The sequence below is a fragment of the Streptomyces sp. genome (assembly GCF_050698815.1).
Taxonomy (GTDB): domain Bacteria; phylum Actinomycetota; class Actinomycetes; order Streptomycetales; family Streptomycetaceae; genus Streptomyces.
Window position 1 is genome coordinate 1 of record NZ_JBOHCV010000435.1, and the last position, 11,741, is coordinate 11,741.

The window sequence follows — 11,741 nt, forward strand, 5'->3', positions numbered from 1 at the left end:
CGGCGAGCCGCACCGCCGCGGCGCGCCCGTCCCCGCTCACCGCGGGCGCTCCGGCGTGCGGACTGTCCCGCGTGTCCTCCCACGCGTCGTCATACGAGCCGTCATGCGGGCCGCCGCCCGCGGCGGGCAGCAGCAGGTCCCGCAGTTTCGCCGACAGCTCCGACGGCGCGACATGCCGGGACGCCCGGGTCAGGGCCCGCACAGCCGCGTGGGCCCGGTCGCCGTCACCGCCGGTGTGAGTGAGCAGCACGGGCAGCGCCTCGCCGGGCCGGTCGCCGCGTACGAGCGCGGCCATCGCCGCCGCGGCCAGCTCCGCCTCGTCCTCGGCCGGGTCGTTGACCCACAGCCGCAGCTCCCGGGGACCCTCGCGAGGGATGTGCGCGAGCAGGGACAGGGCCGACCGGCGCTCGTCCAGGGGGCGGGAGTCGTCGTCCGCCTCGTGCGCGAGCAGCCCGGCGGCGGCACGCTGCTGGCGCGGCAGCCAGCGCGCGGTCCAGGGGCCGACCGGCGGCAGCAGACGACTGCCCTTGCCGAGGAAGCGCCCGTAGGGCGGGGTGTCGCCCAGCACGGTGTCGAGCAGATCGGTGCGGCGCAGGGCGATCGTCCGCGACACGGCGGGCAGTACGGCTGCCGACTGGTCCATGGCCAGCACCTCCGCGGCCCGGGAGTCGCGCGTGCCGGGCTCGCGCAGCCACAGTCCGACGGCGGTGCGCGCGGTGGCCTCGGTGCCGAACTGCACCGCCTGCCAGAGCAGTTCCTGCAGTTCGGGCAGGCCTGCGGCGCGTCGTCCGAGAGCGCGGGCGAGAGCGAAGGTCAGCCCGTGGTCGACCTTCTCGGCGCCCGCCTCCAGCCAGGGCCGCAGTGCCTCGTAGACCGTGTGCTCCGTGCCGCGCGGCAGCGTGCGGTCGAGCCGTCCGAGGTCGGCGCCGCCGGTGTGCCCGGTCAGCCGCACGATCGTACGCAACGACCAGCTCATCAGGTCGCGCCGGCCGCTGGCGACGTGCTCGCGCAGCAGCGACTGGGCGAGCCGGTCGAGGGCGCCCCGGGTACCGGCCGATGAGTCGGCGGCCCGGATGGCGTCGGTCGCGATCCGGTCGAGATGGCCGGCCGCATCCTCCTCGAAGAGCCGTGGGGGAAGGCGGGCCAGAGCGCTGAGGGCCGCGGTGCGGACCGGGTCCGGCTCGTCGCGCAGCCGCTCCAGCTCGGCGAGCAGCACCGTGACGCGGGGCGGTCCGTCAGCGGCGGCGGCGTGCGCGGCCTGACGGATCAGCAGTGGCCAGGCGCGGGCCCGGTCCCCCGCCGCGGGACAGCGGGTGGCGGCGGCCAGTTCGGCACGTGACTCCTCGTCGGGGAGGTGGGCGAGCGCGGCCAGGACCGTGGCGGGGTGCGCCCCGGCCTCGCGTGCCTGCCGGGCCGTGCGCCGTGCCTCCTCCTCGCGGCGGCTGTGCGGGAGGGCGTCGAGAACGGCCTCGTCGAGGGAGGTCCCGCCGGAGGCGTGTTCGAGGTCCTCGCCATCGGTCACCGCGTCGTAGAAGCCGGCACGGCGGCCGGGCGGCATGGCGCGCAGCAGCTCGGCGAAGCGGTGGGGGTGCGCACGCCACGCGCGCCCCAGCTCACGCAGTCCGGGAGGGTCCGCCCGTACCAGGCGCCGCAGTACGCCCGGAGGCAGACCGCGCTCACACAGCGGCGCGGCGTGTCCCGGGGCGAGCAGCAGCCGCAGGGTGCGGCCGGGGTCCGCGGTGACCAGCCGGGCGAGATGCGGCCGGAACTCCGGGGTGAGAGGGAGGTGTTCGCGGTAGCGCTCCAGCAGGTCGAGCACGCGATGGGGCCGGTCGGCGGCCGTACGGGCGACGCCTGCCCCGTACCGCTTCCACCACTCCTCCCACAGCACCTCCGGCAGCTCCCCCAACTGCCGTTCGGCTTCCGCCAGCAGGGGATCGGGGTGCCGGACGGCGAGCGCGCGACGGGCGCTCACGGCGTGGAAGAGCCCGGGCAGCAGCCGGGCGACGGATTCCGGACCGCAGCCCGCCAGCAGCCGCGCCGCCTCTGCGTCGCCCCAGCGGGTACGGACCACGTCGATCAGGCTGTCCGCCAGCGCGGTGCGACGGCCGGTGACGATGGTGCGCAGCAGCCGGGCCCGCACGGCGGCGGGCGCGTCGTGGAGTGCCACCGAGAGTGCGTCGTCGGTGATGGCGGCGGCGGATGCGGCGGCACGCTGGGCGTGGCCGCGCACGAAGGCGTCGGGATGGGCGAGCCGGGCGGCCAGATAGGCGCTGTCCTGACCGGCGCAGGCGGCGATCACGGCCAGCCGCTGCCCGTACGTCCCGTGCTGCTCCAGCCCCTGCAGCAGTCCGGCGAGCTCGTCGCGGGCGGCGGCTGCCCGTGCCCGGACGGCGAGTTGGCGGATGCGCTGCGGATACGGGAGGGGGTCGAGGAGATCAAGGAGTTCTGTGGCGGCGGCGCGGGACATGGCGGGGATTGTGCCCGCAGTGCGGGCCCCCGCGCGAGCCCCTCCCGTGGCGGCCGATGCGGCGGCCGGGACGCGCGCGTACATAACGGGCGGCACGGGCGGCGTCGCCTCTCCCCCGCTCGGCGTCAGTGGGGGCCGGCCCGCTCCGGTGCGCTGCCCGGGCACGGATCTTCCCCCATCCGCACCCGGGCGGGTGGGGGATCGCCGCCCGGCGGATACCGTCGTGGCCATGGATGAGGTGATCGTGGTGGGTGGCGGCGTCATCGGTCTGACCACGGCGGTGCTGCTCGCCGAGCGGGGCACGGACGTACGGGTGTGGAGCCGCGATGAGGAGTCCGAGACCGCGTCGGCGGTCTCCGGCGGCCTGTGCTGGCCCTACCGGATCGAGCCCAGGCAGCAGGCCCTCGACTGGGCGGAGCGCTCCTTCCGCAACTTCGCCTGGCTCGCCGAGCAGCCGGCCCGGACCGGGGTGCGGCTGGTGCGGGGCACGGTGGGGGACGGCTCAGTGCCGCCACCGGAGTGGGCGGCGCTGATCGGGACCCCGCCACGCACCCCCCTTGTCGACATGCGGACCTATCTCCCTTTTCTGCGCGGCCGGCTGACGGCCGCGGGCGGCCGTTGTGAGCGGCGCGAGCTGACCTCCCTCGCCGAGGCGTCCGCCGAGGCGAACACCGTCGTCAACTGCAGCGGGCTGGGCGCCCGCGAACTGGCCGCGGACCCGGAGATGCGGCCGGTGCGCGGCCAGATCGTCGTCGTGGAGAATCCGGGAATCGACGAGTGGTACCTCGCCACCCGGCCGGGCACCGACGAGACCACCTACCTCCTCCCGCAGCCCTACGGTCTGCTGCTGGGCGGCACCGCCGAGGACGGGGTGGCGGACCTGACGCCCGATCCGGCCGCCGCCGAGGCCATCGTGCGGCGCTGCGCCGGGGTCCACCCGGCGCTCGCCCAGGCGCGGGTGCTGGAGCACCGGGTGGGGCTGCGCCCGTACCGGCCGCGCGTTCGACTGGAGACCGAACGGCTGCCGGACGGAGCGCTGTGCGTGCACAACTACGGGCACGGCGGGGCCGGTGTCACGGTCTCCTGGGGCTGTGCGGTCGACGCGATACGGCTGCTGGACGCCGCCGCGGTGGACGGCCACGCACCGTAGACAACCGGGCCCCGGACGGAGTACACAGCCTTCTGCACGCAGGGCACTTGCCGTGTTTCGTAAGGGAGTTGGAGGACTCGTGCGTCACAGACTCATCGTCCCGGCAGCGGTGCTGGCCGCCCTCACGCTGGCGGTCCCGGCGTCGGCGGCCGAACCCGCGCCCGGGGCGCCCGGAGCGGGGGATCCCTACTATCCGGAGTACGGCAACGGCGGCTACGACGTCTCGCACTACGACCTGCAGCTGAAGTACCGGCCCAAGACCGACGAACTGGCCGGCACCGCCACCCTCCTGGGCCGCACCACCCAGGACCTCAGCCGCTTCAATCTGGACTTCGCGCTCGAGGTGAGCGAGGTGCGCGTCAACGGCAGGAAGGCCACCACCGCCACCTCCGGCGCGCACGAGCTGGAGGTCACCCCCGCCGAACCGCTGGCCAAGGGCGAGGACTTCACCGTCGTCGTGCGCTACGCCGGCGTACCGTCCGAGGTCGAGGTGCACGGCTTCACCTCCTGGATGCGCACCCCGGACGGCGCGGTGGCCGCCAACCAGCCGGAATCGGCCTGGTGGTGGTACCCCAGCAACGACCACCCCAGCGACAAGGCGACCTTCGACATCAGCATCACCGTGCCGAAGGGCACCGACGCGCTGAGCAACGGCACCCTGCGGTCGACGACGACGACCCCGGCGGGGACTCGTACCAGGTGGCGCTCGCACAAGCCGCAGGCCACCTATCTCGCCACCCTCGCGGTCGGCAAGTTCGACATCACCAAGAGCACCACCGAGAGCGGCATCCCCGTCGTCACCGCCTACAGCGAGGACCTCGGTGAGGACGCCGGCGCCGCACGCGCCAGCCTCGAGCGCACCTCCGAGGTCACCGACTGGCTGGAGGGGGTCTTCGGCCCGTACCCCTTCAACTCCGTCGGCGGCTACGTGCCGAACACCAAGGTGGGCTTCGCGCTGGAGACCCAGACCATGCCCTTCTACGGCAGGAAGCGCTTCGAGCGGGGCTCGGACGTACCCGTCGTCGTGCACGAACTGGCGCACCAGTGGTACGGCGACAGCGTGTCGGTCCGCAAGTGGCGGGACATCTGGCTCAACGAGGGCTTCGCCACCTACGCCAGCTGGCTGTGGTCGGAGCACCAGGGCGAGGGCACCGCACAGGAGCTGGCCGACTACGTCTACTCCCTCTACCCGGCCGACGACGACTTCTGGAGGGTCAAGCCGGGCGATCCCGGCCCGGAGAACCAGTTCCACGGCGCGGTCTACGACCGTGGCGCGATGGCGCTGCAGGCACTGCGCAACGAGATCGGCGACAAGGACTTCTTCGCCGTGCTCAAGGGCTGGCCCGCCGAGCACTCCGGCGGCAACGCGCGGGTGCGGGACTTCGTGCGTTACGCGGAGAAGATGTCCGGCGAGCCGCTCACCGAGCTCTTCGACACCTGGCTCTACCAGCCGTCGAAGCCGGCGGCTTCGGCCCTCGGCGGCGAGCGGGCGGCGGCCGGAAAGGCCGAGCGCGCCCCGCAGACACCGCCGAAGTCGTGGCGGAAGATCGCAGCGGTGAACGGGTCGCACGGACACCGGCGCTGACGCGCACCGGCCCCCGGAGCGTTCACTCCGGGGGCCGGTCCGGGGCCGGCCGGCTCAAGCGCCGTCGGGCGGAGTCGGGTTGATGACGGCGAAGGTGGCGCCCTGCGGGTCCCGTACCACCGCCATCCGCCCGGCCATCATGTCGAACGGCGGCACCAGCACCGAGCCGCCCGCCCGGGTCACGGCGTCCACCGTGCTGTCGGTGTCGTCGACGTCGAAGTAGGTCAGCCAGTGCGAGGGCGTTCCGGAAGGCGACTTGTCGAGCCCTTGCATGCCGCCGACCGTGTGGCCCGCCGCGTTGAGGGAGAAGTAGCCCTCCGCGCCTTCCATCGGGGCGATGTCGATGCCGAGGTCGTGGTAAAAGACCTTGGCCGCCTCCGGGTTGGCGGTGTTCAGCTCGTTCCAGATCACCGCGCCGTCCTCGTTCACGACCTGAGCGCCGATGAAGTCCCTGGCCTCCCACAGCCCGAACACCGCGCCCGTGGAGTCGGCGGCGACGGCCATCCGGCCGAGGCTCATCACGTCCATGGCAGGCGCCATCACCGTGCCGCCGTTGTCCGAGACGGCCTGGGTGGCGGCGTTCACATCGTCGGTCGCCAGATAGGCGGTCCATGCGGTCGGAGGGGTCGGCTGTCCCTCCGGCGCCATCGTGGCCATGATGCCCGCGACGGCCTTGCCGTGCAGCGAACAGACCGCGTAGCCACCGGTTTCCGGCGGTCCGATCTCGCCCTGCCAGCCGAACAGGTCGCGGTAGAAGTCCAGAGCCGCCTGCTGGTCGGGAACCATCAGATCCGTCCAGCAGGGGATGCCGGTCTCGTACGGTGCGATTACCTCGGGCATGAATGCTCCTTAGCGGTACTCGGTTCCGGCCACTCCTGGCAGGCTACCGTGATTCGCCCATTCGTGCCCCTTTCGCACATTTCTTCCCATTTCCTCCGCTCGGGTGGCCGCCGTCAGCCTCGAGCACCCTTCCGGTACGCCTTGCGCGCCGCGTACGCGGGCGGCAGGTACCGCAGCCGCTCCGGCAGCAGCGGTACCACCGTGCGCACCACCCGGCCCAGCCGCCGCAGCCGGCGCTCCTGGCGCGGGGTCCACGGCAGTCCGATGGCCGTCCGGGCGTCCGGCGGCATCATGCCGATGGTGATGAAGCGCCGGAGGCGGGTGAAGAGGGGCAGCAGCAGGGGCCACAGCAGCCGCAGCACGGCTCGCGGCACACGGGGGCCGCGGTCGGGCGGCGGCACGTACCGGTCGGTGGCGACCAGTTCGCGCACGACGGCCGTGTCCTCCAACTCCTCGGCCAGCATGCGCCGGTAGTAGGGCCAGAACTCCCGCGGCGTCTGCGGCATGTCCCGGTCCTGGATGCCCAGGACCCGCCCCACCCGCAGCCACTCGGCGTACAGCCGCCGTTCCTCGGCGTCGGTGTAGGGGCGGCGGCCGAGATAGCGCTGAGCATGCCGGTAGACGGGGAAGCCGGTGGCGTGCACCCATGCGTAGCAGGCCGGGTCCAGGGCGTGGTACTCGCGGCCGTGCGCGTCGGTCCCCCGGATGTCCCGGTGCAGCCTGCGCAGCCGCCTGCCCTCCTCGGCGGCCCGCTCACCCCCGTACACCCACAACTGCAGGCTGGCCAGCGAGCGCTCGGCACGGCCCCACGGGTCGGTGCGGAAGACCGAGTGCTCGTCGACGCCGGCGCCGACGGCCGGGTGCGCGACCTGCATGGTCAGCGCGGCGGGCAGGGTCAGCAGCGTCCTGATCTCGCCCGCCAGGTCCCAGAGCATGCCGCCCGGCGGAGGCGGCCGGGGTTCCTCCGGGCATCGGGCACGGCGCACGCCGCTCGCACTGCTCACCTTCCCATGATGCTCCGCGCGGTGCGCGGGTGCCCGGTGCGACGTCGAAGCGGACCAGGGGCTTCCCCCCGGCGGCGTCCCTGGCCATGCTGTCGGCGGGAGGTTACGGTCGCCGCACCGTCGCAGGTCCTCGCAGTACCACCAACAGTCGGACAACGGTGACCTTTTGATCGAACTGTTTCGACCTGCGGCTTTAAATGATCGCTGACTCGCCTATATTGGTCCGGCGCTGATCGGACTGTGGCGGCCACCCCTCCCCCCTGCCCGGACCTGTCCACAAGGACCCTGATTGATGACCCCCGAGACCTCCTCACCGACCGGACCCGGCGCCAACGCCGGGACGGGCACCGCGCTCGCCCTGCTGGTCGCCGTGCTGGTCACCGGCCCCGCGTGCCTGTTCATGGTGTACGCGGCGCCGCCGGCCATCCGCGCGTCCGTCGCCTGGGGCAGCGCCGCCGCCGCCGTGCTGCTGAGCGCCGCGGTCGGCACCGCGACGTACGCCGTCATCACCGCGCGCGGTCAGCGGACCGTCCTCGCCGCCAAGGACGCCGAGGCCGAGGCCGAGCGTGCGGTCGCCGCCCACTTCGCGGACGTCATCGTGCCGGTCCTGGTGGAACGGCTGCGGTCCGGCGCCTCCGCGCAGACGGCCCTGGCGACCGTGCCGGCCGTGGCCAACAGCACCTACCAGCGTGTGCTGCATTCCCTGGCCATCGAGGTGCACCGCGGCGAAGGCCTGCGCGCCGCCGCGATGGCCGCCTGCGCCAACGCCGCGGGCCGGGTGCAGGCGCTGGCCACCAGCATGGCCGCCGACCTGCGCGAGATGGAGCACAAGTACGCGGACGAGAACGTGCTCGGCGACCTGCTGCACCTGGACCACCGCACCGCGCAGACGGGCCGGCTGGCGGACTCCATCGCCGTGCTGACCGGCGCCCGCACCGGGCGGCGCTGGGCGAAGCCAATCGTGATGGAGAGCATCCTGCGCGGCGCGATGGGCCGCATCAGCGGCTACCAGCGCGTGCGGCTGCACTCCTCGTGCACCCTGGCCGTCGCCGGCCACGCCGCCGAGGGCGTGATGCACGCGCTGGGCGAACTCATGGACAACGCCGCCAACTTCTCGCCGCCGACCTCCGAAGTGCACGTGTACGTCGAGGAGGTGTCGGCCGGTGTCGTCATCACCATCGAGGACGGCGGCCTGGTCATGGGCGAGGTCGCGATGCGCCGGGCCGAGCAGGCCGTCTCGTCGGAGTCCCTGGACCTGACCAATCTGTCCGGCACCCGGCTGGGCCTCGCCGTGGTGGGCAGGCTGGCCCACAAGCACGGCCTGTCGGTCTCCTTCCGGCCCTCCGCGCACGGCGGTACGGGCGTACTGCTGATGATTCCTCAGGCGCTGGTCACCCAGCCCAAGCGGGAGAACCGGCCGCCGGCACGGGAGAGCAAGCCGGCCGAGCAGCAGCGGCCGGTGGAGCCGAAGCCGGAATCGGCGCCCGCGCCGGAAGGTGAACCGACCGCGCCCGGGCGGGAACTGCCCAAGCGCAGCCGGCAGCACGGCCGGGACCACGGCGAGGACCGTCGCGAGAATCAGCCGCGGAGCCCTGCCGCGAGCGCTGCCTCCGAGCCCGCTCCCGAGCCCCCGGCGGAACCGGCCCCCGAGCACGCCTCGGCCACCCAGTTCGGTGAGAGCGGCCTGCCCAAACGGCGGCGGGGGCAGACGCTGGCCGCCACCGAGCAGCGCCCCGCTCCCTCCCCGGCCGACCGGGCCGAGGGGCCCATCAGATCCGCGGAGCAGTCCGGTTCCCGGTTCGGCGCCTTCCGCCGGGCCGTCCAGGGCGGCTCACCGCCCGGAGAGCAGGGCGCCCGGAAATCCCCGGTCCAAGACGTCACCTCCTCCCCCTCCCCCGCTCCCTCCTCGTACCGTCCGGAGGACAACACCGAATGATCACCGACAGCAAGCTCGACTGGCTGCTGGAGAGCCTCCTGCGGCGGACGCCCGGCACCCGGCACGCCCTCGTGCTGTCCCGGGACGGACTCAAGCTGTGCAGCTCCGCCGAACTCAGCGCCGACCAGGCTGATCAGCTGGCCGCCATCTCCGCGGGCATCCAGAGCCTGTCGCACGGCGCCTCCGTGGAGTTCGGCAACGGCAGCGGCGGTGTACGTCAGGCGATGGCCGAGTTCTACGGCGGCATCCTCTTCGTCGTGGAGGCCGGTTCCGGAGCGCACCTGGCCGTCGTGGCGGGGGAGGACTCCGACGTCGGAATCATCGGCCACAACATGAACGAACTCGTCGAGCAGCTCAGCGAGTACCTCAGCACGCCGCCCCGGCAGCAGGACGAGAGCAGCGATCCGGCATGAGCCGGCCGGGCCGGGACGACGACCCGGACCGGCTGTACACCGTCACCGGTGGCCGCAGCCGGTCCGAGTCGGACGTGTTCGACCTGGTCACGATCGTGGTCAGCGAGTCCGCGCCGGCGCCCGGCATGCAGTCGGAGCATGCCGCCATCCTGCGGATCTGCCACTCCCCCACGGCGGTTGTGGAGGTCGCGTCGTATCTCGGCCTGCCGGTGAGCATCGTCCGGATCCTGCTGGGCGATCTGCACGCCGAGGGCCGGATCACCGCCCGCCACCCGCGTACGGCCGCCTCCGTGGATCAACTCCCCGATCCCGAAATCCTGAAGCAGGTGCTCGTTGGACTCCGCAACCTCTGACCTCACCACACACCGCACACCGTTGCGCAGCACGGCCGACAACGGACTCAAGATCGTCATAGTCGGCGGTTTCGGCGTCGGCAAGACCACGATGGTCCGCTCCGTCAGCGACATCCGTCCGCTCAACACCGAGGAGACGATGACGCGGGCGGGCCAGGACATCGACGACGTCTCCGCCGTGCGGGGCAAGACGACGACCACCATCGCCTTCGACTTCGGGCGGATCAGCCTCGACGCGCGTACCGTGCTGTACCTCTTCGGCGCGCCCGGCCAGGGGCGGTTCTGGTTCCTGTGGGACCAGCTCTTCGCGGGCACGCTCGGCGCGGTGGTGCTCGTCGACACCCGGCGGCTGGCCGATTCCTGGTACGCCATCGACCGGCTGGAGCGGCACGGCACGCCCTTCATCGTGGCCCGCAACGACTTCGGCGGTCCCCCGCACTCGGCCCAGCAGGTGCGCGAGGCGCTGGATCTGCCGGATACCGTGCCGCTCGTCGACTGCGACGCCCGCTCGCGCGAGTCGAGCAAAGCCGTGCTGATCGCCCTCGTGGACCACCTCTACGCCCTGTCCTCCTCCGCCGTCCGGGAGACCACGCCGTGACAACGCCATCGCCGCCGGGCTGCCCCGCGCACGACGACTCCATGCCCATGTTCGGGACCCGGTTCATCAGTGAGGACCGGGCGGGGCTCTACCGTGAACTGCGTGCGCGGCACGGCCCGGTCGCGCCGGTGACGCTGCTCGGTGACGTGCCCGCCTGGCTGGTGCTCGGCTACCGCGAACTGCACCAGATCACCGCCGACCCGGTGCTTTTCAGCCGTGATTCGTCGGTCTGGAACAGGTGGGACCGGATACCGGCGGACTGGCCGCTGATGCCGATGGTCGGCCGGCAGCCGTCGATCCTCTACGAGGTGGGCGACCGGCACAGGCGCCGCTCGGCCCTGGTCAGTGACGCCCTGAGCGACGTCGACCCCTTCGAACTGCGCAGCCACGCCGAGCAGTACGCGGACGAGCTGATCGACGGCCTGTGCGGGCGCGGCGAGGCGGACCTGATAGCCGAGTACGCCAAGCGGCTGCCCGCTCTCGTCCTCGCCCGGCTCTACGGCTTCACCGACGAGCAGGGCGCCGCACTGCTCCCCAGCGTCAACGCGCTCGTGGACGGCGGCGAGGGCGCACTGGAGGGCCGCCAGCACCTCCAGGGCGCACTGGGCACACTGCTGCGCTCCCGTGCCATCTCGCCCAAGGCGGACGTCTCCACACGGATGCAGGCGCACCCCAACGCGGGCGAGTTCTCCTCCGAGGAACTCCTCGAGGACATGATGGTCAACGTCATCGCCGGCCATCAGCCCACCGCGGACTGGATCGGCAATTCGCTGCGGCTGATGCTCACCGACGACCGTTTCGCGGCCTCCCTCACCGGCGGCCGGCACAGCGTCGGCGAGGCGATGAACGAGGTGCTGTGGGAGGAGACCCCCACCCAGAACATCGCCGGCCGCTGGCCCACCCGGGACACCCAGCTGGGCGGCCGCCGCATCCCCTCGGGCGACCTGCTCATCCTCAGCTTCGCCGCCGCCAACGCCGATCCCCAGATCCGCCCGGACCAGTCCGCCTTCACCGGCGGCAACAGCGCGTTCTTCTCCTTCGGCCACGGCGACCACCGCTGCCCCTACCCGGCGCAGGAGATCGCCGAGGGCATCGCGCGTACGGGCATCGAGGTACTGCTGGACAGGCTCCCCGACGTCGACCTGACGGTTTCGCGGGAGGAACTGGAGTGGCGGCCCTCCCCCTTCCTGCGCGGACTGCGGTCGCTGCCCGTCAGCTTCACCCCCACCACCACGGTCGGAGGCAACCGGTGACGTCCTGCCCGGCCAGCTCGCGCTCGTCCGGGCGGGGGAGGCGAGCTGGGAGGGCGTCATCGAGGAGACCCTGCGCTGGAACGCGCCGACCACGCACGTCCTGATCCGCTTCGCGACCGAGGACGTGCCGGTCGGTGAC

10 protein-coding genes and 1 pseudogene are annotated in these 11,741 nt (G+C 72.9%); 8 read left to right on the forward strand and 3 right to left on the reverse strand.

Going from position 1 to position 11,741, the window contains the following annotated elements:
* Window positions 1–2,470, reverse strand: a 2,470-nt coding sequence (locus ACRDP3_RS15830; protein WP_431517591.1) for a hypothetical protein, incomplete at its 3' end; no start/stop codon positions are given.
* 229 nt (window positions 2,471–2,699) lie between these two features.
* Between ACRDP3_RS15830 and ACRDP3_RS15835 the strand changes: the two genes are divergently transcribed.
* Both ACRDP3_RS15835 and ACRDP3_RS15840 read left to right on the forward strand, forming a co-directional pair.
* Window positions 2,700–3,620 carry an FAD-dependent oxidoreductase gene (locus ACRDP3_RS15835; RefSeq protein ID WP_431517592.1) on the forward strand — a complete coding sequence of 307 codons (921 nt, stop codon included), beginning with the start codon at window positions 2,700–2,702 and terminating at the stop codon, window positions 3,618–3,620.
* Between the two features lie 79 nt (window positions 3,621–3,699).
* Window positions 3,700–5,205, forward strand: a complete 1,506-nt coding sequence (locus tag ACRDP3_RS15840; protein ID WP_431517593.1) for a M1 family metallopeptidase — start codon at window positions 3,700–3,702, stop codon at window positions 5,203–5,205.
* Between the two features lie 54 nt (window positions 5,206–5,259).
* Here the strand turns inward: ACRDP3_RS15840 and ACRDP3_RS15845 are convergent, their stop codons facing one another.
* Window positions 5,260–6,045 (reverse strand): VOC family protein, encoded by a 786-nt coding sequence (locus ACRDP3_RS15845; RefSeq protein ID WP_431517594.1) that lies wholly within the window; start codon window positions 6,043–6,045, stop codon window positions 5,260–5,262.
* A 113-nt stretch (window positions 6,046–6,158) separates the two neighbouring features.
* Window positions 6,159–7,049 (reverse strand): oxygenase MpaB family protein, encoded by an 891-nt coding sequence (locus ACRDP3_RS15850; RefSeq protein WP_431517595.1) that lies wholly within the window; start codon window positions 7,047–7,049, stop codon window positions 6,159–6,161.
* A gap of 292 nt (window positions 7,050–7,341) precedes the next feature.
* Here ACRDP3_RS15850 and ACRDP3_RS15855 point away from each other — a divergent pair, with 292 nt between their 5' ends.
* From ACRDP3_RS15855 to ACRDP3_RS15880, 6 genes and pseudogenes are all read left to right on the forward strand, one after another.
* Entirely contained in the window at window positions 7,342–8,985 is a 1,644-nt protein-coding gene (locus ACRDP3_RS15855; protein ID WP_431517596.1) for an ATP-binding protein, read from the forward strand.
* Window positions 8,982–9,398: a roadblock/LC7 domain-containing protein gene (locus tag ACRDP3_RS15860; RefSeq protein WP_431517597.1), complete on the forward strand. Its 417-nt coding sequence runs from the start codon at window positions 8,982–8,984 to the stop codon at window positions 9,396–9,398. The genes ACRDP3_RS15855 and ACRDP3_RS15860 overlap by 4 nt, the downstream gene beginning before the upstream one ends.
* The gene (locus tag ACRDP3_RS15865) at window positions 9,395–9,751 is read left to right on the forward strand and encodes a DUF742 domain-containing protein (RefSeq protein WP_431517598.1); all 357 of its coding nucleotides are present in this window, start codon (window positions 9,395–9,397) and stop codon (window positions 9,749–9,751) included. The genes ACRDP3_RS15860 and ACRDP3_RS15865 overlap by 4 nt, the downstream gene beginning before the upstream one ends.
* A complete protein-coding gene (locus ACRDP3_RS15870; protein WP_431517599.1) occupies window positions 9,732–10,349 on the forward strand; it encodes a GTP-binding protein in 618 nt (205 codons plus the stop codon). The genes ACRDP3_RS15865 and ACRDP3_RS15870 overlap by 20 nt, the downstream gene beginning before the upstream one ends.
* Window positions 10,346–11,602 carry a cytochrome P450 gene (locus ACRDP3_RS15875; protein WP_431517600.1) on the forward strand — a complete coding sequence of 419 codons (1,257 nt, stop codon included), beginning with the start codon at window positions 10,346–10,348 and terminating at the stop codon, window positions 11,600–11,602. The genes ACRDP3_RS15870 and ACRDP3_RS15875 overlap by 4 nt, the downstream gene beginning before the upstream one ends.
* 7 nt (window positions 11,603–11,609) lie before the next feature.
* Window positions 11,610–11,741, forward strand: a pseudogene (locus ACRDP3_RS15880) (cytochrome P450); the annotation flags it as partial.